Origin of the sequence: Serratia ureilytica, assembly GCF_013375155.1 — a bacterium.
Lineage (GTDB): Bacteria > Pseudomonadota > Gammaproteobacteria > Enterobacterales > Enterobacteriaceae > Serratia > Serratia ureilytica.
Window position 1 is genome coordinate 641,963 of record NZ_JABXOF010000001.1, and the last position, 20,579, is coordinate 662,541.

Here is a 20,579-nt window from a genome sequence, read left to right on the forward strand (position 1 = left end):
GGTTGCGCTAAATCCCCTGCGGTGCAGCGGCGGATTTTGCTACCATTAGCGCCAAGAGCCGGCGCCCTGGCGCCGGTTAACCCAGTGAAATAACAAGGAAACGTCATGGGCCGAACCCGTGTGACCGACAGCAGCCTGCGTCTGGCCGTCCTGCTGGCGATGTTGGTGATCATTTTGGCCGGGGTGAAAGCCGCCGCCGACATTGTGGTGCCGTTTTTGCTGGCGGTATTTCTCGCTATGGTGCTGAATCCGCTGGTGGCGATGCTGGAGCGTAAACGGGTGCCGCGTATCGTCGGGGTGACGCTGCTGGTGACGGCGGTGATCGTGGTCGTGATGCTGTTTATCGGCATGCTGGGGGCTTCGCTGAACGAGTTCGCCCGTTCGCTGCCGCAGTACCGCGGCATGATGATCGAGAAGCTGCGCGAGCTGCAGCATTACGCCGACCGTTTCAATATCAGCCTTTCCAGCGAAGCGATGCTGCAGTATGTCGATCCCAGCGCGGCGATGAATCTGGTCACCCGCATGCTGGGGCACCTGTCTGGCGCGATGACCAACGTCTTCCTGCTCCTGATGACCGTGGTGTTTATGCTGTTCGAAGTGCAGTTGCTGCCTTACAAGCTGCAGCAGGCGCTGGATAAACCGAACGAGGGGCTTGCCGCGATGCGGCGGGCGTTGGATGGCGTGACGCGCTATCTGGTGATTAAAACCATCATCAGCCTGGCCACCGGGGTAATCGTCTGGATCTTCCTGGCGGCGGTCGGCGTGCGTTTTGCCTTTATCTGGGGGCTGCTGGCATTTCTGCTTAACTACATTCCCAACATTGGCTCGGTATTGGCCGCCATTCCGCCGCTGATTCAGGCGCTGTTGTTCAACGGATTGGGTGATGCGCTGGTGGTGGCGGGTGGCTTTATCGCTGTCAACATGGTGATCGGCAATATCCTCGAGCCGCGCGTGATGGGGCGCGGGCTGGGGCTGTCGACGCTGGTGGTGTTCCTGTCGCTGATCTTTTGGGGCTGGCTGCTCGGCCCGGTGGGCATGTTGCTGTCGGTGCCGCTGACGATCGTGGCGCGCATCGCGCTGGAGACTACCGAGGGCGGCTATCGGCTGGCGGTTATCCTGGGGGACGGCCGCCCGCCGCGCCAGCCTCCGGAGTGAGGAAGATTTTGCCATTCACGCCGGGCTGGGCGGCGTGGTGCAGCGCCGCTGCGTACTGACGCAAAGGATAAATCGCGGCGGGTGGGCGCAGCGCCAGCTGGCCGCGTCGCAGCAGCAGGAATAACTGATAAAACGCCGTCTGCCATTGCGCCGGCGCTGCCTGTGCGTTCCATTTGCGCAAGTGGAACAGCGAAGCGCGCAGCTTTAACTCGTCCACCACGCGCCGCCAGTCTACCTGGCGGCCGCTAAGCAGGCCCAGCGCCACAAAATCGCCGCCGGTGCGGACCGCCTGCGCCAACTGCAATCCGTCTTCTCCGCCAATGCAGTCGATGGCCGCTCGGGCGCCAAAATTCGTCATTTCCGCCAGCTGCGGCGCTTCGATAACGCGCCAGGCGCCGGCGGCCAGCAACGCCTGGCGATGAGCGGCATTGCGCACCACGACCGCCAGACGAATGCCGCGCAGCGCCGTCAGCTGCGCCAGCAGCAGGCTGACAGCGGAGCCGCCGCCGTTGAGCAGCAGTACGTCGCCGGCGCTGAGCGGCAGCCATTGGGTCAACAGCACCCAGCAGGTGAGCGGGTTGATATAGATTTGCGCTGCGCAGGCGTCGTCGATGTCGTCCGGCACCCAGACCAACCGATCTTCAGGCAGCGTGACGAACGTTTGCCAACTGCCGTTACCCGCTACCGCCAGCGCGCGTCGGCCCGTTGAATGCCCATTCTGCGGATTGACGACGACGCCCACGCCTTCATATCCCGGCACCTGAGGAAGGGCGATGCGGTGCGCGTATTGGCCGAAGATCGGGATCAGATCGGAAGGGTTGATCGGGGCATAGCGCATCTGCAATAACCGCTGTCCGGGGCGCAGCATCGGTCTGCTCATCTGCTGCAATTCCAGCACCTGGGCGGGATCGCCGAAGCGGCTGAAGCTCAATCGGGGAAATAACGGCGGCATGGCTTACATGACGAAGAAGAAATAGACATCCAACGCCAGCAGCACCAGCCACAGACAAAGGTACAGCACCAGATGCTCACGCACATTGTTGACGATAGCCGCCAGTATTCGGTTTAACATTTCAGCCGCCTGAAGAGAAGGACCCTTGATTATAGTCCTTTTCTCGGCGTCATTTATAGCGCGCCGCGCGTGAGGGGCGGGAAAGTGACGATAAAAAAGCCTGCGTTATCGCAGGCTTGAGGTTACACGGCCAACAGCGCCAGCGGCGTTGAATTCGCCGGCGTGCTCGGCGGGTAGAAATAGCGCAGCACGTTATACAGCGAGTAAAACTCCAGCCGGTTGCGCGCGTTGATCTTTTCCGTGATGTGACGCTTGTGCACATAGACCGTATGGGAGCTGATCTGCAGTTTTTTCGCAATGCGGTAGTTAGGCATCTCTGCCATCCAATACTTCATTACCGTCAGCTCCTGCGGGCTGAACAGGGAACGCTCTTCGCCGTCATCGGCCAGCGCCAGCGGATTCTCGCGCAGCGTGCGTAAGGTGAGCGGCAGAATGCTTTTATTGAACAGAAAAGCGTTATCGGCGATGCGCATTGGCGCTTCGCTGTAAGGGTAAGGTGTGTCGAGATAGATAAATAGCAAGGCGGACTGGCTGGCTTCCATAAAGGCCTGCAGTTGCGCGTCCGCTTCGTTATAGCGGCATTGGTTGCTGAGGTTCACCAGAATGTGGCTCGGCTGAAAGCTGGCCAACAGCGATGTAGCGTATTCAATGCTGTGGCAGCACTTGATCGTCGTGATCCCACTATCAGCAAAGTAGCTGGCTATACCGACCCGGGTGAAGCAGCATTCGTCCACGACAAGTAGTTTCATGGTGACGTCCTTGTTGAAAGCCGATGGAGCATATCTTCTGTAAAATAGGACTTACACTGCAAGTGTTCAATTCGGAAATTCAACTGCTGAATATAAGAAATTTCCGTTATCAGGATTTTTACTTGGTATTTAAAAGAGTTAGCAGGTTAACAAATTGTAACCGCCAAATTTCGCTGTCCAGTGCCTGAGGGGGACTTGGACAGCGAAATCCTTCGGTCAGCTAAATCGTTTCAGACCAAAGCTTGAGACGTCAACCGGCGGCGCTTTGTCCTGCGCGAACAACGCGGCGATCTCGCCCAGTGCACTGGCGAACTTGAAGCCGTGGCCGCTCAATCCGCTGATGACCATCAGGCGATCGCAATCCGGCAGGGTATCGATAATAAAGTCTTCGTCGGGGCTCATATCATAGCTGCAGGCTTCACCGTGTAAACATACGCCTACACCCGGCAAAAATTGCCGCAGGAAGGAGAAAACTTCCGTGCCGTCGCTGGCGTAGCTGCCGAAGGGTTTGCGCTGCTCGGGGGCATCCATCGGCTGGCCGCCGTCGTGTTTGCCCACTTTCAGGCCGTCGTTATCCGCCGGAAAACCGTAATAGTGCGTGCCGTCTTGCGCTTCGACGGTAAAGGCCGGGAAACGATTGTTCACGCTGTAGCGGCCATCTGCCTGATGCCAGGAGAAGACTTTGCGCAGTGGCGCGATCGGCAGTTGCGGCAACAGCGCTTTGACCCAGGTGCCGGCGGCGATCACCGCTTTTCGCGCCGTGAAACGCCCTTCGCCGGTGATGACCTCAACGCCGCCATCGATGGGTTCTACCGCGTTGACCGGGCAGTTGAACAGCTGGCTGCAGCCGGCTTCTTTCGCCAGCTTGATCAGGCTGGTTATCGCCAGCTCGGCACGCAGGAACCCCGCGTCTGGCTCGAATACGCCGACATAGCCTTCCGGTGCTCGGAATTCTGGCCAGCGCTGATTGATCTGTTCGGCGCTGAGGGTTTGCGCGTTCAGGCGGAATTTTTGCGCGCTGAGCTGCGCATTGCGAATGAATTCGGAGTGCTGTGGCCCCAGGTTGAGCACGCCGCACGACTGGAACAGTTCCTCGCCGGATTGTTGAATCAGCGCATTCCACAGCGCCTGTGCGCGCAGCACCAGCGGCACGTACTTTTCGCCTTCGCCGTAAGCGTGACGGATAATGCGGGTATCGCCGTGATGGCTGCCGTTTCGGTGCGGAGGGATAGCGCTGTCGATCATCAGCACTTTCAAGCCGGCTCGCGTGGCATAATAGCCTGCCGCCGCGCCGACGGAACCGCTGCCCACCACAATCAAATCATATTCCACGTGCCAACCCTCTCTGATAGCGATTTCTTATGCCCCCATGATAAAAGGTTGGCGGACGCAATGCACTGATTGAACGGCGAAAGGCGAAGAAAAGGCGCCGGGAAAGGTCGCGGCGCCTTAGGGGGTAGGAGACGATGAATCAATGTTTTCTGCGATCAAGATCCTGGTAATCCGTAGCTTCAATCTTGGCGATGCCGGCCTCTAAGATATTGATTAATTGACGGGCGACATCTGTGGTCAGCCAAAGCGTTCGGTCTACTTGGGCTTCTTCGGGCGTTTGGTCTAGTGAAGACAGGTAATGAAGGCGTATCATCATGGCGTCGTAAACGTCGACAGTACTGATATCCCAACCGACAAGCGGGTGCGTCTGAATTACTTCATCATTTCTGTCCATAAAGACCCCTTATTGAGTAGTAACTACCGTGAGTGACTAACGAGGATCAATGCGGCTCATCATCATGAGAGCAATTACAGTATACGCATCCGCTTTCATCGGTGGAGGGGTTGTCACCTAAAATTGCAAAATAAATATTTATTTGAACAATTATTCTACAAATTCGGGTGCGAACGCGCGATGAGTAAAGCCTGTGGCGTTATTCCGCGCCGCCGGTGGGTGGGGCGGAGCCGTGCAGACATTTTTCCAGTTCTTCTGCCAAGTGCGCGAAATGTTTCTGCGTTTCGGTGTCGCGATTCTGGCTTTGCGATTCCAGCCTCAGGCTGTGGATCAGCCGTTGGTTGGCTTTGTCATCCAGGCTGAAGGCCAGGTAAGAGAAGGCCACTTCCAGTACGTTCAAGCGTCTTTTCTGATCGGCAATCAGCGCCAGCAATTCGCCAAACGTCATTGCGTCTTCGGATTTCACCTTGTCCGGGGCCATGCTTACTCCTTTGCGTTAAATACAGCGCTGAGGCGGATTTGGTTCCAGAGTAAGGGTAAGCGATGAATGGGCAGGGCGCCAGAAACAAAAAAGCCGGAGAGCGACCCCCGGCAAAAACAGCATTGCAGTGTTATTCTGCGCTGAACCATTCGTCCGCGCTTTCCCAGGTTTCCTGAAGGATTTCCTCAATCAGATCCCGGTCGATTTTGGCGCCCCCCAGCACGGAGAGCCCGTTGGCGCCGGCATAACGGACGTGCACGACGGCGTCTGGAAACTGGCGATTGACCCGTTTGCCCAGCTCGCCGGTCAGCGCCTCAATGGCGCCCGACGGCAGCGGCCGGGTTTTATCTATAGTGACTTCAACACGCATAATTGCCCCCGAAGCGATTTACTGTTTATTTATACAGTTAACCGTAAGCGAGGGCAAGAGGGCGAAGCAAAAATATCAGCCTTTCAGCGACCAGTTCAGGGTTTCGCCGGCCAGGAATGGGATCACGGATTCATTGCCCAGGGCGATCTCTTCCGGCTGGGTGGTCGGCACGCGCTGCAGTTCGATGAAATCTTCGTTGATCGGCAGGCCATAGAAGCGTGGGCCGTTGAGCGAGCAGAAGGCCTCGAAGTGCTCCAGCGCGCCGAGCTGTTCGAAGACGGCAGCGTAAGCCGGGATCGCATTCGGCGCATTGAAGCAGCCGGCGCAGCCGCAGCTGGACTCTTTGCGATGCTTGAGGTGCGGCGCCGAGTCGGTGCCGAGGAAGAAACGGTCCGAGCCGCTGGCCACCGCCTGACGCAGCGCTTCCTGATGGACGTTGCGCTTGAGGATCGGCAGGCAGAACAGGTGTGGGCGAATGCCGCCGACCAGCATGTGGTTGCGGTTGAACATCAGGTGCTGCGGGGTGATGGTGGCGCCGAGGAAACGGTTGCCTGCCTGCACGTACTGCGCCGCTTCTTTGGTGGTGATGTGTTCGAAGACGATTTTCAGTTCCGGGAAGTGACGGCGGATAGGCTCCATCACCTGTTCGATAAAGCGCGCCTCGCGGTCGAAAATATCGACGGCAGGATCGGTCACTTCACCGTGGATCAGCAGCGGCATGCCGATTTTTTGCATTTGCTCGAACAGCGGGTAAATGCCGGTCACGTCGCTGACGCCGTGGCTGGAGTTGGTGGTGGCGTTGGCCGGATACAGCTTGGCGGCGGTAAACACCCCTTGCTCGAAACCGCTGACCAGTTCACTGGCCGCCAGAGAGTTGGTCAGGTAACAGGTCATCAGCGGAGTGAAGTTGTGACCCTGCGGCACCGCCGCCAGAATCCGATCGCGGTAGGCGCGCGCGGCGGCCACGGTAGTCACGGGCGGAACCAGGTTCGGCATCACGATCGCCCGGCCAAATACCTGGCTGGTATAGGGCACCACCGTTTTCAGCATCTCATCGTCACGCAGGTGGATATGCCAGTCGTCTGGGCGGCGGATTTTCAGAACTTGAGGTTGTGCGGTCATCTAGCTAGGCTCCGGCGGTCAAATACGTCTAATGAAAAGCGAATAATGGGTTTATTCACGCCGGGGTGTAAGGATAAGCGGAAAGTGCCGCAGATGCATCTGTTTGTTGGCGACAAGTTGAAATCAACGGCGCAGCAGGCGCATAGTGACAATGATTTCAACGATGCCGACGCCAATACCGTCGACTTTCATCAAGTGGAAAGGGAGAAAACAATGGAAGTACGCGTTATCGCCACCCTGCAAGCGAAAGCGGGATTTGAGGCCGCAGTCAGTGAAGCGGTGCACGACATTCTCGAGCCGAGCCGCCAGGAGCTGGGCAACCTGCAATATGATTTGCATCGCGATCTGGAAAAACCGGGCACCTTCGTGTTCTTTGAGCGTTGGGCCAGCAGCGAAGCGCTGGATAAGCATAATGAGACGGCGCATTTTCAGCAGTTCGTCAGTCGACTTGACGGCAAGTTAGATGTTCTGGACATCAAAAAACTGAAAAAGATCGCCTGAGCTTTTTGCAGGCAAGAAAAAACCCGCCGTCGGCGGGTTTTTTTAGGTGTGCAGATTAACTTATTCGTTAACCGGCTGCGGCTTGGTGGCCGGCGCGGTGGCCTGGCTCACTGCCGAGTGACCACCGGCTGAACCTTTGCCTTCAAAGTTGAAGGAAGGGCGCTGCCAGTCGCTGTGCTTGCGTTCTTCCGGCACATAGGCCGGCGCAGGCGCTTTGGTCATCGGTGCAGTGGCGATGTGTTTGTACAGCGCGTCCTGCACGGCTTTCACCGGTGCCGGCTGCTGAGCAACCGCAGGCGCAGTTTCGGCGGCCGTTGGTTCCGGCGCTTTTTCTACCGGAGCGGCTGCCGCTGCAGGTGCGGCTTCTACCACTGGCGCTTCTTCCGTAGGTGCGGCTTCTACCGGTGCAGTTTCGACCACAGGCTCGTCTTCCGCTGGCTTAGCTTCAACCACTGGCTCTGCCGCAACGGTTTCAGCTACCGGCTCAACTTCCACTGCAGGGGCAGTCTCTTCCGCTTTCGGTTCTTCAACCGCAACCGTTGCCGGGGCGGTTTCCACCGGCGCCGGAGTTTCCTCGGCCGGGGTGGCAACAACCGGCGCTACGACTGCCGCTTCTTCCGTTACGGTGACGGCGGCAGTTTCAACGGCGGCTTCTGGTGCCGGTTCGTTGACGCTGGCCGCGGCCTGAGTTTCTTCCACGGCAACGCTGTGCTGTTCAACCGCTGCGGCGACAACCGGCGCCTGCTCTACGGCTTCGGTTTGCACTTCGGCTTCTTCAACCTGAGCGACCGGGTAGCTTACCCAGACTTTGCCTGATGCCATTTCCGGAGAAGCGAACGCGCCCACCAACGGCATTGGGGATTGCAGAGGGTAACGCTCGTCGCGGTAACGACGGCGACGCTGGCCGCTGACGCGCAGGTGACGCGGTGAACGACGGGAACGACGCGGCATGCCTTCGCCGTTGCCGCGGTTTTCGCCCTGGGCATCGTCTTCCGCCTGAGCGGCAACGGTTTCCGGTAGCAGCTTCACGCTGTCGTCGGCGGTTGGCTGCGCATCTTCGGCTTTCGCTACCGGCGCTTTCGGCGCCAACAGCTCTTCCGCTGCGCGCTGCAGCTCTTCTTCCGCGGACAGGATGCGCACTTTCTGCGTCAGAGGGCGGCGCTGACGGCGCTGCATGTTCTGCTGCTGGCGTTCTTCCTGCTCTTCGTCGGTGCTCTCGACCGCGTCAACGCTTTCCAGCGCTTTCACTTCCTGCTGAGCCTGGCGTTTCTCTTCCTGACGACGACGCTGGCGTTCAGCACGCTGTTCACGGCGCTGCTGCTGATCTTCGCGCGGCGCTTTAGCGCTTTCTTCCGAGGCAGTTTCCTCCGCTACCGGCGCGTTCTGCTGCTGGTTGCGGCGGTTACGGCGCTGTTCATCGCGGGATTCACGCGATTCACGGCCTTCACGGTTCTCACGCGGTTCACGGTTGTCGCGTTCGCGATTGTCACGGCCTTCACCGCGCTCTTTACGTTCGCCGCGTTCCGGACGATCGCCACGGTCGCTACGCTCACCGCGCTCTTTACGGCCGGTGCCTTGACGGCGCTGACCGCGACGATCCTGACGACGGTTTTCACCGTTGCCTTCCGCCTTCGGCGTTTCGGCCGGTTTGGCTTCTTCGACGGCAGGTTGCTCTTCACCGGCGAACAGGCTCTTCAAACCACCGAACAGGCGGCCCAGGAAGCCCGGCTTGGCGGCGGCCGGCGCTGCGGCTTTAGCCTTGGCGGCTGCAGCGACAGGTTTGGCAACGGCGACGGGTTCTTCAGCCGGCGGCGGCACATCGGCGGACAGGGAGAAGGAAGCCAGGGCCGGTTGCTCCGGACGCTTGCGTTCCATCGGCGCATCTTCCAGCGGACGCTCCATGTCTTCTTCGTGCAGTTTCGGCAGCAGGTAGCTGAGGGTAGATGTTTCCTCGCCCTTGCGTACGCGCAGCACCGAGTAGTGCGGGGTTTGCATTTCATCGTTCGGCACGATGACGGCTTTCACGCCACCCTGACGTTTTTCGATCGCGCTGACGGATTCACGCTTTTCGTTCAGCAGGTACGAAGCGACCTGAACCGGTACGATAGCGTGAACTTCTTTGGTGTTTTCCTTCAGCGCTTCTTCTTCGATCAGGCGCAGGATGGACAGCGCCAGCGATTCGTTGTCGCGGATGGTGCCGGTGCCGTTACAGCGTGGGCACACGTGGTGGCTGGATTCACCCAGCGACGGGCTGAGGCGCTGACGCGACATTTCCAGCAGGCCGAAACGGGAGATGCGGCCGATTTGGATGCGCGCGCGGTCTTGACGCACGGCGTCGCGCAAGCGGTTTTCCACTTCGCGCTGGTGGCGCACCGGCGTCATGTCGATGAAGTCGATGACGATCAGGCCGCCGAGATCGCGCAGGCGCAGCTGGCGAGCGATTTCGTCCGCCGCTTCCAGGTTGGTGTTGAACGCCGTCTCTTCGATATCGCCGCCGCGGGTTGCGCGTGCGGAGTTGATGTCGATGGCGGTCAGCGCTTCGGTGCTGTCGATGACGATCGAGCCGCCGGACGGCAGGCGCACTTCGCGCTGGAAGGCGGATTCGATCTGCGATTCGATCTGATAGTGGCTGAACAGAGGAATTTCACCGCTGTACAGTTTGATTTTGCTGCTGAAATCCGGGCGGCCCAGCGCGGCGATATGCTCTTTGGCCAGATCGAGAATTTTCGGGTTGTCGATCAGGATTTCGCCGATGTCCGGGCGCAGGTAATCGCGGAAGGCGCGCACGATAACGTTGCTTTCCTGGTGGATCAGGAACGGCGCAGGGCGGCCTTCGGCGGCTTTTTTAATCGCTTCCCAGTGCTTCAGGCGGAAGGAGAGATCCCACTGCAGCGCGTCGGCGGATTTGCCTACGCCCGCGGTGCGAACGATCAGGCCCATGCCGTCCGGCAGTTGCAGCGAAGAGAGCGCTTCTTTCAGCTCGGTGCGATCGTCACCCTCGATGCGGCGAGAAATACCGCCGGCGCGCGGGTTGTTCGGCATCAGCACCAGATAGCTGCCCGCCAGGCTGATGAAGGTGGTCAAGGCGGCGCCTTTGTTGCCACGTTCTTCTTTGTCTACCTGAACGATGACTTCCTGGCCTTCGCGCAGGACATCTTTGATGTTCGGGCGGCCATGGGAAGAGTAATTGCTAGGAAAGTATTCGCGGGCGATTTCTTTAAGAGGGAGGAAACCATGTCGTTCTGCGCCGTAGTCCACGAACGCTGCTTCAAGACTTGGTTCAATGCGGGTGATTTTGCCTTTGTAAATATTCGCTTTTTTCTGCTCATGACCCGGACTTTCGATATCCAAATCATACAGCCGCTGTCCATCTACGAGGGCAACACGCAACTCTTCCTGCTGAGTTGCGTTAATCAACATTCTTTTCATCTTAACTTACTCGTTATTTTTACATTATCGACAAAGCTGCGGGCAAAATAACCTCATGGCCGGAGTTAAACCGAAAGCCCCGTGTCTTCTCGCAAAGCCGTCAACCTCACGGTTGTCGCCTGCATAGGGGCGCATTATCTCGGTAAGCCTGCTTTTCTTTGTGAAAGACAGCACTTTTACTAGGGGAATAGCCTCTGATTTACGTCGACAGATCTGATTCCATTTGCCGGCCAAGCTGCAACCCGCAGCCCGCTAATTGTTTGATTTCGCATTACGTCTTACGCCATTGCTGCGTTTTTGCGCGATCAGACAAATTTTATAATTCCACCGTTTTCCCTGTTTAACGAGAATCAACGCGGAAAGTGACTGCATTATTCCACTGCTGATGCCGTTATAGCAAGGTGACTTTTCCTTAACTGCGGAAGAAATCGCAAACGTTCAAATCGGCTTGCTGCCTTATTGTCCGCTGGGGTTTCGCCCGCCGTCAGAGAGACAGTTAAGCACAGAAAAAGATGTGGCGCTATTCACGCGCTCTATTTAGAATCCCGCACCATGAAAACGAACAATCCAGCAGTACAATTCATCACGATTTCCGACGACGAAGCCGGTCAGAGAATCGACAACTTTCTGCTCGCTCGCCTGAAAGGCGTGCCGAAGAGCATGATTTATCGCATCGTGCGCAAAGGCGAGGTGCGGGTTAATAAAGGGCGCATCAAGGTCGAATACAAATTGGCGGCCGGCGACGTGGTGCGCGTGCCGCCGGTGCGCGTGGCCGAGCGCGAAGAGGCGCCGGTGTCGGCGAAGCTGGATAAGGTGGCGGCGCTGGCCGACTGCATTCTGTATGAAGATGACCACCTGCTGATCCTCAACAAGCCTTCCGGCACCGCGGTGCACGGCGGCAGCGGCCTGAGCTTCGGCGTGATTGAAGGGCTGCGGGCGCTGCGCCCTGAGGCCCGTTTCCTGGAGCTGGTGCATCGGCTCGATCGCGATACCTCCGGCGTGCTGTTGGTTGCCAAGAAGCGTTCCGCGCTGCGTTCGCTGCATGAGCAACTGCGGCTGAAGGGCATGCAGAAGGATTATCTGGCGCTGGTGCGCGGCCAGTGGCAGTCCCACTGCAAGGTCGTACAGGCGCCGCTGCTGAAAAACATTCTGCAAAGCGGCGAACGTATCGTGCGCGTCAACAGCGAAGGCAAGCCTTCGGAAACCCGCTTTAAGGTGGAGGAGCGTTACGAATTTGCCACCCTGGTGAAGGCCAGCCCAATCACCGGGCGTACCCACCAGATCCGCGTGCACACCCTGCATGCCGGGCATCCGATCGCCTTTGACGATCGCTATGGCGACCGCGAGTTCGATCGTCAACTGGCGGGTACCGGCCTGAAGCGTCTGTTCCTGCACGCTGCGGCGCTGCGCTTCGAGCATCCGGCCACCGGCGAAACGATGCGTATCGAAGCGCCGATGGACGAAGAACTGCGTCATTGCCTGCAAGTGCTGCGCCGGCAGGCCGCCAAATAATCCGCGTCACACCAGCGGGTTGATGCCTTCAGCCCGCAACATCTCCAACAGCGCGATCAACGGCAGGCCGATCAGGGCGTTCGGATCCCGGCCTTCCAGCCTGTCGAACAACGCGATCCCCAACCCCTCGCTCTTGAAACTGCCCGCGCAGTTCAGCGGTTGCTCCAGACGCACATAGGCGGCGATCTCCGCTTCGCTCAGCGCGCGAAAATGCACGTGGAAAGGCTCGCACAGGGCCTGCAGCTGCTTGCTGCGGCCGTTGTACAGCGCCAGGCCAGTATAGAAGGTCACGGCCTGGCCGCTGGCCTGGCGCAGCTGTGCCCGTGCGTTCTCCTCGGTATGGGGCTTGCCGGTGATGCTGCCATCTATCACGCAGACCTGATCGGAACCGATGATCAGATGCTCGGGATAGGCGAGGGCCAGTGCCTGAGCCTTCGCCGCCGCCAGGCGCAGCACCAGCGCTTCGGCGCTTTCGCCGGGCAATGGGGTTTCATCCACCTCCGGCGCGGCGCAGTCGAACGGCAGCTGCAGCTTCTCCAGCAGCATTTTTCGATAGGGGGAGGTGGAGGCTAAAAGCAATCTCTGCATAATTTTTTTCGCAAACCGTAGCGTAAATGGGTACGGCATTTTAAACTGTCGGCCGCTGTGGAAGCGAATATTGGTGAAAGGAGCCGTTTTACGGCCTTTTTCTTTGACTCTATGTCGTTACAAAGTTAATATGCGCGCCCTATGCAAAAGGTAAAATTACCCTTGACCATTGATGCGGTACGTACCGCTCAGAAACGCCTGGACTATGCTGGTGTCTACGCGCCTGAGCAGGTTACTCGTGTTGCCGACTCCGTGGTCAGTGTGGACAGTGATGTTGAGGTGTCGTTGTCGTTTAATATCGACAATCAACGCCTCGCGGTGATAACAGGGCATGCGGACGTCACGGTAACGTTGATGTGCCAACGCTGTGGAGTCCCGTTCGAACATCAGGTTCACACAACATATTGTTTTAGCCCGGTCGTCAATGATGAGCAGGCTGAGGCATTACCGGAAGCGTACGAACCGATCGAAGTTGACGAGTTTGGCGAAGTCGATCTGTTGGCAATGATTGAAGACGAAATTATTCTTTCACTGCCTGTCGTTCCGGTACATGAATCTGAACACTGTGAAGTGTCCGAAGCGGACATGGTATTTGGCCAACTGCCTCCCGAGGCGGAGAAACCGAATCCGTTTGCCGTATTAGCCAGTTTAAAGCGTAAGTAATTGAGGAGTAAGGTCCATGGCCGTACAACAGAATAAACCAACCCGTTCCAAGCGTGGCATGCGTCGTTCTCACGATGCTCTGACCACGACTACTCTGTCTGTAGACAAAGTATCCGGTGAAACTCACCGTCGTCACCACATCACTGCCGACGGTTTCTACCGCGGTCGCAAGGTTATCGGCTAAGTAGCGATACCTTGACTCGTCTAACCCTGGCGTTAGATGCAATGGGCGGGGACTTCGGTCCCTGCGTCACAGTGCCTGCTTCGTTGCAGGCACTGGCCTCTAATTTACAGCTTCATCTCTTGCTGGTCGGTAATCCCGACGCCATCTCCCCTTTGCTTGCCCACGCCGATCCGGTTCTTCTGGAGCGTCTGCAAGTCGTGCCCGCCGAGTCTGTGATCGCCGGCGACGCCAAACCCTCACAAGCGATACGCGCCAGCCGCGGCACGTCGATGCGCATTGCGCTCGAACAGCTCAGCAGCGGCAACGCGCAGGGCTGCGTCAGCGCCGGCAATACCGGCGCGCTGATGGGATTGGCGAAGCTGTTGGTCAAGCCGTTGGAGGGCATTGAGCGCCCGGCGCTGATGACGGTGATCCCGAACCAGCAGCGCAGCAAAACCGTGGTGCTGGATCTGGGCGCCAACGTCGAGTGCGACAGCACCATGCTGGTGCAGTTTGCCGTGATGGGCGCGGTGATGGCGGAAGAGGTGATCGGCATTGCGCAACCGCGGGTGGCGCTGCTGAATATCGGCGAAGAAGAGACCAAAGGCCTGGATAATATCCGCGAAGCGGCCGCTGTGCTAAAAAATACTCCGGCAATCAACTATATTGGTTACCTGGAAGGAAACGAACTGCTCACCGGCAAGACCGATGTGTTGGTCTGCGACGGCTTCGTGGGCAACGTCACGCTGAAAACCATGGAAGGGGTGGTCAGGGTGTTCTTATCGCTGCTGAAATCGTCCGGCGATGGAAACAAGCGAGCCTGGTGGCTGAAATTGTTGGGCCGTTGGTTGCAAAAACGGGTGGTCAAGCGGTTCGGCCACCTGAACCCCGACCAGTATAATGGCGCATGTCTGTTAGGATTGCGCAGCACCGTAGTCAAGAGCCACGGCGCTGCGAACCCTCACGCGTTTGCAGTCGCAATCGAACAGGCTGTGCAGGCGGTGCAGCGGCAAGTCCCGGAAAGGATTGCTGCGCGCCTTGAGGCTGTATTACCTAAGAGTGACTGATCGTACATGTATACAAAGATTCTCGGTACGGGGAGTTATTTGCCCGTACAAGTGCGCACCAATGCTGATTTGGAAAAAATGGTGGATACCTCTGACGAGTGGATCGTCACGCGTACCGGTATTCGCGAACGTCGCATCGCCGCTGCGGATGAAACCGTCGCGACGATGAGCTTCCAGGCCGCTGAGAAAGCGCTGGAAATGGCAGGTGTGGCTAAAGAAGACATTGGGCTTATCGTCGTGGCGACCACCACGACGACTCACGCGTTCCCGAGTGCGGCGTGCCTGGTGCAGCAAATGTTGGGCATCAAAGACTGCGCGGCGTTCGACCTGGCTGCGGCCTGCGCCGGCTTTACTTATGCGCTCAGCGTGGCCGATCAGTACGTGAAAAACGGCGCGGTCAAACATGCGCTGGTTATCGGCGCGGACGTCTTGTCGCGCACGCTGGATCCTGAAGATCGCGGCACCATCATTCTGTTTGGTGATGGCGCAGGGGCGGTGGTGCTGGGGGCTTCTGAAGAGCAGGGCATTCTGTCTACCCACCTGCATGCCGACGGCAGCTACGGCAGCCTGCTGACGCTGCCTTACAAGGATCGTCAGAATCAAGACAAGCCGGCCTATGTCACCATGGCGGGCAATGAAGTCTTCAAGGTTGCGGTCACCGAACTGGCGCGCATCGTCGATGAGACGTTGCAGGCCAACAACATGGACCGCAGCGAGCTGGATTGGCTGGTGCCGCACCAGGCCAACCTGCGCATCATCAGCGCAACGGCGAAAAAACTGGGCATGGGGATGGACAAAGTGGTGGTGACGCTCGATCGTCACGGCAACACCTCTGCCGCCTCGGTGCCTTCCGCACTGGACGAAGCCGTGCGAGACGGGCGAATTCAGCGTGGCCAGCTGGTGCTGCTGGAAGCCTTCGGCGGCGGCTTTACCTGGGGCTCGGCGCTGGTTCGTTTCTGATTTGAACAGGAATAAAAAATGACGCAATTTGCTTTTGTTTTCCCGGGCCAGGGGTCACAGGCCGTTGGCATGCTGGCCGAATTGGCCGCACAGTTCCCGATCGTCGAAGAGACTTTCGGCGAGGCCTCTTCCGCGCTGGGTTACGATCTGTGGCAGCTGGTGCAGCAAGGCCCGGCGGAAGAGCTGAACAAGACCTGGCAGACCCAACCGGCTCTGCTGGCGGCTTCCGTGGCGATTTTCCGCGTGTGGCAGCAGCAGGGCGGTAAAGCGCCCGCATTGATGGCTGGCCACAGCCTGGGCGAATACTCGGCGCTGGTCTGCGCCGGCGTGCTGGACTTCAAGGCGGCGATCCGCCTGGTCGAGCTGCGCGGCAAGCTGATGCAGGAAGCGGTGCCGGAAGGCACCGGCGCTATGTACGCCATCATCGGCCTGGACAACGACGCGATCGCCAAGGCGTGCGAAGAGTCCGCGCAGGGACAGGTGGTTTCTCCGGTCAACTTCAACTCGCCGGGCCAGGTGGTTATCGCCGGCAATAAAGAAGCGGTGGAACGTGCAGGCGCCGCCTGTAAAGCGGCGGGCGCCAAACGTGCACTGCCGCTACCGGTGAGCGTGCCTTCGCACTGCGCGCTGATGAAACCGGCCGCCGACAAGTTGGCCGTGGCGCTGAAGGACATCACCTTTAACGCGCCGCAGGTGCCGGTGGTGAACAACGTCGACGTACGCACCGAAAACGATCCTGAAGCGATCCGCAGTGCGCTGGTGCGTCAGCTGTACAGCCCGGTGCGTTGGACCGAGAGCGTAGAATTTATCGCAGCACAGGGAGTGACGTCGCTGCTGGAAGTGGGGCCGGGCAAAGTGCTGACCGGTCTCACTAAACGTATTGTTGACACCCTGACGGCTGCGGCGGTGAACGACACCGCCAGCCTGTCGGCGGCGCTTGAACAATAAAGAGGAAAATGATGAGCTTCGAAGGTAAAATCGTTCTGGTCACCGGCGCGAGCCGCGGTATTGGCCGAGCTATTGCAGAAACGTTTGTGGCCCGCGGCGCCAAAGTGATCGGCACCGCGACCAGCGAGAGCGGCGCTGAAGCGATCAGCGGCTACCTGGGCGCAAACGGCAAAGGGTTTATGTTGAACGTTGTTGATGCGCAATCTATCGACAGCGTGCTGGCATCGATTCGCGCCGAATTTGGCGAAATCGACATTTTAGTGAATAATGCCGGCATTACGCGTGATAACCTGCTGATGCGTATGAAGGATGATGAGTGGGAGGATATCCTCGACACTAACCTGACTTCCGTATTCCGCCTGTCAAAAGCGGTAATGCGCGCTATGATGAAAAAGCGGTTTGGCCGTATCATCACCATCGGTTCCGTTGTCGGCACCATGGGGAACGCAGGGCAGGCGAACTACGCGGCGGCTAAAGCCGGTCTGATTGGTTTTAGCAAATCTTTGGCACGTGAAGTTGCTTCTCGTGGCATTACGGTCAACGTCGTGGCACCTGGCTTTATTGAGACGGACATGACACGGGCGTTGACAGATGATCAACGCGCAGGCATTTTGTCATCAGTTCCAGCCAACCGGCTGGGCGATGCTAAAGAAATCGCCAGCGCTGTTGCATTTTTGGCCTCTGATGAGGCCGGCTATATCACCGGTGAAACGTTACATGTCAATGGCGGCATGTACATGATTTAAAAAATGTGAAAACCATTTGCGTTATTTGAGGCAAAAACCGCAAAATAGCGTAAAATCGTGGTTTGACCAGCCGGGATTTAGTTGCATCTTTTTCAGCATTTTATACACTACGAAAACCATCGCGAAAGCGAGTTTTGATAGGAAATTTAAGAGTATGAGCACTATCGAAGAACGCGTTAAGAAAATCATTGTTGAGCAACTGGGTGTTAAACAGGAAGAAGTTTTGAACAACGCTTCTTTCGTTGAAGATCTGGGCGCTGATTCTCTTGACACCGTTGAGCTGGTAATGGCACTGGAAGAAGAATTCGACACCGAGATTCCAGACGAAGAAGCTGAGAAGATCACTACTGTTCAGGCAGCTATTGATTTCATCAACGCTAGCCAGCAGTAAGAGAACATATCTAGGCGGTCGTTCGACCGCCTAAGTTTTTTCTATCCCTAGTGTCATATTTTTCCCTCCCTGGAGGACAAACGTGTCTAAGCGTCGAGTAGTTGTGACCGGACTGGGCATGTTGTCTCCTGTCGGCAATACGGTAGAGTCCACGTGGAACGCTCTTCTTGCCGGTCAGAGTGGCATCAGCCTGATCGACCATTTCGATACCACTGCCTATGCGACCAAGTTTGCTGGCCTGGTAAAGAATTTTAATTCTGAGGATTTCATCTCTCGCAAAGATGCGCGCAAGATGGACGCCTTTATCCAGTACGGTATCGCTGCCGGCATGCAAGCCATGCAGGATGCAGGTCTGGACATCACCGAGGCTAACGCCAGCCGCATTGGAGCCGCGATCGGTTCCGGCATCGGCGGCCTGGGTTTGATTGAAGAAAACCACAGTTCACTGGTTAACGGTGGCCCACGGAAAATCAGTCCGTTCTTCGTGCCTTCCACCATTGTGAATATGATTGCAGGTCACCTGACAATCATGTACGGCATGCGTGGCCCAAGCATTTCCATCGCCACCGCCTGTACTTCAGGTGTACACAACATCGGCCATGCCGCGCGTATCATTGCTTACAATGATGCGGATGTGATGCTGGCCGGTGGGGCAGAGAAAGCCAGCACCCCATTGGGCGTCGGCGGCTTTGGCGCAGCGCGCGCCCTGTCCACCCGTAATGACAACCCGCAGGCGGCGAGCCGTCCGTGGGATAAAGACCGCGACGGCTTCGTGCTGGGCGACGGCGCCGGCATGATGGTGCTGGAAGAGTACGAACACGCGAAAAAACGCGGCGCGAAAATCTACGCCGAAGTGGTTGGCTTTGGGATGAGCAGCGATGCTTATCACATGACGTCACCACCGGAAAACGGCGCTGGCGCTGCGTTGGCGATGGAAAATGCCCTGCTTGACGCCGGTGTGACCCCGTCACAAATCGGTTACATCAACGCACACGGCACCTCTACGCCAGCGGGCGACCAGGCGGAAGCGCAGGCGGTGAAATCCGTGTTCGGCGCTGATGCCCAGCGTGTGCTGGTGAGTTCGACCAAATCGATGACCGGCCACCTGTTGGGTGCGGCGGGCGCGATCGAGTCCATCTTTACCGTGCTGGCGCTGCGCGATCAGGCGGTACCGCCGACCATCAACCTGGATAACCCGGATGAAGGTTGCGATCTGGACTTCGTGCCTCACGAAGCGCGCCAGGTCAGCGATATGGAGTACACCCTGTGTAACTCTTTCGGCTTCGGCGGCACCAATGGCTCGCTGATCTTCCGCCGAGTGTAACTCGCGCGGTTGTTCGCTGATGAAAAGCCCGGTTTTTTAACCGGGCTTTTTTACGCGTACAATTTGACGGAGAGGGGCATCTGCAGGGGGCTATTTTATATTTTTCGCCGCTTGCAACACGGATTGATTGCCAAGTGAAGCCTGCCACATCTCGAATTGAGTACGCCATTCTTCGAAGGGGGCGCCCAGTGAGCGCGGGTCGCCACTCATGGAATAAGCCATGCCCTCAATCAGCCATGAGGACTTGGTCAACATGGCGAGATTACCGAAGGATTCTGCCTGCCGATAGTGGATCATTTCATGCGTTAAGTAGAACGCTGTCCAACCGCGTGGTGCAACAATCAGACCGAGATCACCAATCGCAGCGGCGGCCCGTTTTCCCATGCCGAACATCTCGGCGCAGGCTGCTGCGCTGCAGAACACGACTCGAGGGCTGCCGATAAATGGTCCGACGGCGTTACTGGCGTGCGCATAGCCGGTTAGATAAAGCTTTTGAGCATCTACTAATTTTGCGACATCATCCGTGCAGAGGGTTGTTGTTGGGCATGTTATTCCCGGCAGCAATGAGGGGAAGGCAACGCGTAGCGGCTTTATGGTCAGCAGCCCGGCAGTTATCAGAATGGTAAATAAAATTATAATTATTGATAATATTTTTTTTGTATTTCATGCGGATAGCCTAATTTTTCCAATGAGCTACCATAACACCAGCCGAGCTGGATGATAAGTGGTCATATTGAGCGCTTTTGCATTAACGGCCGCCTGCTATTCTGCGAGCCTAATGAAATCACCCGGCAACAGGAGAAAGCATGTACTGGATTAACGGACAACGCCACGATGCGCTGGCGCCGAGCGATCGTGGCCTGCAGTTCGGCGACGGCTGCTTTACTACCGCCCGGGTTATCGACGGTAAAATCGAGCTGCTGCCCTGGCATCTGGAGCGGCTGCAGCAGGCGGCCCAACGGCTGATGCTGCCCGCCACCGATTGGCCGGCTTTCGAGCGCGAGATGGCGCAGGCGGCAGAATCAATTTCGCTCGGCGTGGTCAAAGCGATACTGACGCGCGGCAGCGGTGGACGAGGCTACAGCCCGACGGGGTGCGAAAACCCGACGCGCATCGTCGCCCGCAGCAGCTACCCTGCGCACTATTTGCAGTGGCGCGAGCAGGGCATCACGCTTGCGCTCAGCCCGGTGGCGCTGGCGCGCAATCCGCTGCTGGCGGGGTTGAAGCATTTGAACCGCCTGGAGCAGGTGCTGATCCGCGCGCATCTTGACCAGACGGCCGCCGACGAGGCGCTGGTGCTTGACACTGCCGGTATGCTGGTGGAATGCTGTGCGGCTAATTTGTTCTGGCGTAAGGGAAAAGCGGTGTTTACCCCTGACCTGAGCCAGGCGGGCGTCGCGGGCCTGATGCGGCGACGGGTGATCGCGCTGCTGGCGGGATCGGAATACCGTCTGCACTGCGTCAGCGAGCCGCTGGAGACGCTGGCCGATGCCGACGAAGTCCTGGTGAGCAACGCGCTGATGCCGCTGCTGCCGGTAAACGTTGCTCAATCATGGCGTTATCATTCGCGCCAGCTGTATGATTTTTTGCGTCCACACTGTTAACCATGGCT

Annotated in this window: 23 protein-coding genes; 12 read left to right on the plus strand and 11 right to left on the minus strand. The window is 57.9% G+C overall.

The window, feature by feature from the left end; translation table 11 throughout:
- Positions 1–105 precede the first annotated feature (105 nt).
- A complete protein-coding gene (locus HWW83_RS03105; RefSeq protein ID WP_033650735.1) occupies positions 106–1,155 on the plus strand; it encodes an AI-2E family transporter in 1,050 nt (349 codons plus the stop codon).
- On the opposite strand, the gene HWW83_RS03110 is transcribed toward HWW83_RS03105, so the two are convergent.
- The 8 genes from HWW83_RS03110 to pyrC all read right to left on the minus strand — a co-directional run bounded on the left by HWW83_RS03110 (position 1,112) and on the right by pyrC (position 6,675).
- The gene (locus tag HWW83_RS03110; protein WP_176588975.1) at positions 1,112–2,107 is read right to left on the minus strand and encodes a zinc-dependent alcohol dehydrogenase family protein; all 996 of its coding nucleotides are present in this window, start codon (positions 2,105–2,107) and stop codon (positions 1,112–1,114) included. The genes HWW83_RS03105 and HWW83_RS03110 overlap by 44 nt on opposite strands.
- A gap of 3 nt (positions 2,108–2,110) precedes the next feature.
- Positions 2,111–2,227 carry a DUF2770 family protein gene (locus tag HWW83_RS03115; protein WP_004927822.1) on the minus strand — a complete coding sequence of 39 codons (117 nt, stop codon included), beginning with the start codon at positions 2,225–2,227 and terminating at the stop codon, positions 2,111–2,113.
- Between the two features lie 122 nt (positions 2,228–2,349).
- Entirely contained in the window at positions 2,350–2,976 is a 627-nt protein-coding gene (locus tag HWW83_RS03120; RefSeq protein ID WP_033642674.1) for a LuxR C-terminal-related transcriptional regulator, read from the minus strand.
- A gap of 216 nt (positions 2,977–3,192) precedes the next feature.
- The gene (solA, locus tag HWW83_RS03125) at positions 3,193–4,308 is read right to left on the minus strand and encodes an N-methyl-L-tryptophan oxidase (RefSeq protein WP_060659670.1); all 1,116 of its coding nucleotides are present in this window, start codon (positions 4,306–4,308) and stop codon (positions 3,193–3,195) included.
- A gap of 139 nt (positions 4,309–4,447) precedes the next feature.
- Positions 4,448–4,702, minus strand: coding sequence for a biofilm formation regulator BssS (gene bssS, locus HWW83_RS03130; RefSeq protein ID WP_004927812.1), 255 nt, complete (start codon positions 4,700–4,702; stop codon positions 4,448–4,450).
- Between the two features lie 199 nt (positions 4,703–4,901).
- Positions 4,902–5,183 (minus strand): hypothetical protein, encoded by a 282-nt coding sequence (locus HWW83_RS03135; RefSeq protein ID WP_033642676.1) that lies wholly within the window; start codon positions 5,181–5,183, stop codon positions 4,902–4,904.
- Between the two features lie 130 nt (positions 5,184–5,313).
- Complete coding sequence (dinI, locus tag HWW83_RS03140) at positions 5,314–5,553, minus strand: DNA damage-inducible protein I (RefSeq protein ID WP_033642677.1); 240 nt, start codon at positions 5,551–5,553, stop codon at positions 5,314–5,316.
- Between the two features lie 75 nt (positions 5,554–5,628).
- On the minus strand, positions 5,629–6,675 hold the full coding sequence (gene pyrC / locus HWW83_RS03145) for a dihydroorotase (RefSeq protein WP_033642678.1): 1,047 nt from the start codon (positions 6,673–6,675) through the stop codon (positions 5,629–5,631).
- 213 nt (positions 6,676–6,888) lie between these two features.
- Between pyrC and HWW83_RS03150 the strand changes: the two genes are divergently transcribed.
- Positions 6,889–7,176 carry a putative quinol monooxygenase gene (locus HWW83_RS03150; RefSeq protein WP_025302406.1) on the plus strand — a complete coding sequence of 96 codons (288 nt, stop codon included), beginning with the start codon at positions 6,889–6,891 and terminating at the stop codon, positions 7,174–7,176.
- Between the two features lie 60 nt (positions 7,177–7,236).
- Here the strand turns inward: HWW83_RS03150 and rne are convergent, their stop codons facing one another.
- Entirely contained in the window at positions 7,237–10,605 is a 3,369-nt protein-coding gene (rne, locus tag HWW83_RS03155; RefSeq protein WP_176588976.1) for a ribonuclease E, read from the minus strand.
- Positions 10,606–11,157: 552 nt separating this feature from the next.
- On the opposite strand from rne, the gene rluC reads away from it, so the two are divergent.
- Entirely contained in the window at positions 11,158–12,117 is a 960-nt protein-coding gene (gene rluC, locus HWW83_RS03160) for a 23S rRNA pseudouridine(955/2504/2580) synthase RluC (RefSeq protein WP_149542831.1), read from the plus strand.
- 6 nt (positions 12,118–12,123) lie between these two features.
- On the opposite strand, the gene HWW83_RS03165 is transcribed toward rluC, so the two are convergent.
- Entirely contained in the window at positions 12,124–12,705 is a 582-nt protein-coding gene (locus tag HWW83_RS03165; protein ID WP_176588977.1) for a Maf family protein, read from the minus strand.
- Between the two features lie 141 nt (positions 12,706–12,846).
- On the opposite strand from HWW83_RS03165, the gene yceD reads away from it, so the two are divergent.
- The 8 genes from yceD to fabF all read left to right on the plus strand — a co-directional run bounded on the left by yceD (position 12,847) and on the right by fabF (position 18,967).
- A complete protein-coding gene (gene yceD, locus HWW83_RS03170) occupies positions 12,847–13,368 on the plus strand; it encodes a 23S rRNA accumulation protein YceD (RefSeq protein WP_004927780.1) in 522 nt (173 codons plus the stop codon).
- A gap of 16 nt (positions 13,369–13,384) precedes the next feature.
- Positions 13,385–13,552, plus strand: a complete 168-nt coding sequence (gene rpmF / locus HWW83_RS03175; RefSeq protein WP_004927778.1) for a 50S ribosomal protein L32 — start codon at positions 13,385–13,387, stop codon at positions 13,550–13,552.
- 11 nt (positions 13,553–13,563) lie between these two features.
- On the plus strand, positions 13,564–14,598 hold the full coding sequence (gene plsX, locus HWW83_RS03180; RefSeq protein WP_071841648.1) for a phosphate acyltransferase PlsX: 1,035 nt from the start codon (positions 13,564–13,566) through the stop codon (positions 14,596–14,598).
- 6 nt (positions 14,599–14,604) lie between these two features.
- Positions 14,605–15,558 (plus strand): beta-ketoacyl-ACP synthase III, encoded by a 954-nt coding sequence (locus HWW83_RS03185; RefSeq protein WP_033642683.1) that lies wholly within the window; start codon positions 14,605–14,607, stop codon positions 15,556–15,558.
- An 18-nt stretch (positions 15,559–15,576) separates the two neighbouring features.
- A complete protein-coding gene (gene fabD, locus HWW83_RS03190; RefSeq protein WP_033642684.1) occupies positions 15,577–16,506 on the plus strand; it encodes an ACP S-malonyltransferase in 930 nt (309 codons plus the stop codon).
- Positions 16,507–16,517: 11 nt separating this feature from the next.
- Entirely contained in the window at positions 16,518–17,252 is a 735-nt protein-coding gene (fabG, locus tag HWW83_RS03195) for a 3-oxoacyl-ACP reductase FabG (RefSeq protein WP_004928729.1), read from the plus strand.
- 154 nt (positions 17,253–17,406) lie between these two features.
- Positions 17,407–17,643, plus strand: a complete 237-nt coding sequence (acpP, locus tag HWW83_RS03200; protein WP_004719003.1) for an acyl carrier protein — start codon at positions 17,407–17,409, stop codon at positions 17,641–17,643.
- 82 nt (positions 17,644–17,725) lie between these two features.
- On the plus strand, positions 17,726–18,967 hold the full coding sequence (fabF, locus tag HWW83_RS03205; protein ID WP_033642685.1) for a beta-ketoacyl-ACP synthase II: 1,242 nt from the start codon (positions 17,726–17,728) through the stop codon (positions 18,965–18,967).
- A 90-nt stretch (positions 18,968–19,057) separates the two neighbouring features.
- Here fabF and HWW83_RS25595 read toward each other — a convergent pair whose 3' ends face one another.
- Positions 19,058–19,390 carry a hypothetical protein gene (locus tag HWW83_RS25595; RefSeq protein ID WP_197774147.1) on the minus strand — a complete coding sequence of 111 codons (333 nt, stop codon included), beginning with the start codon at positions 19,388–19,390 and terminating at the stop codon, positions 19,058–19,060.
- A 383-nt stretch (positions 19,391–19,773) separates the two neighbouring features.
- Here HWW83_RS25595 and pabC point away from each other — a divergent pair, with 383 nt between their 5' ends.
- A complete protein-coding gene (gene pabC, locus HWW83_RS03215) occupies positions 19,774–20,571 on the plus strand; it encodes an aminodeoxychorismate lyase (RefSeq protein ID WP_033642686.1) in 798 nt (265 codons plus the stop codon).
- Positions 20,572–20,579 lie beyond the last annotated feature (8 nt).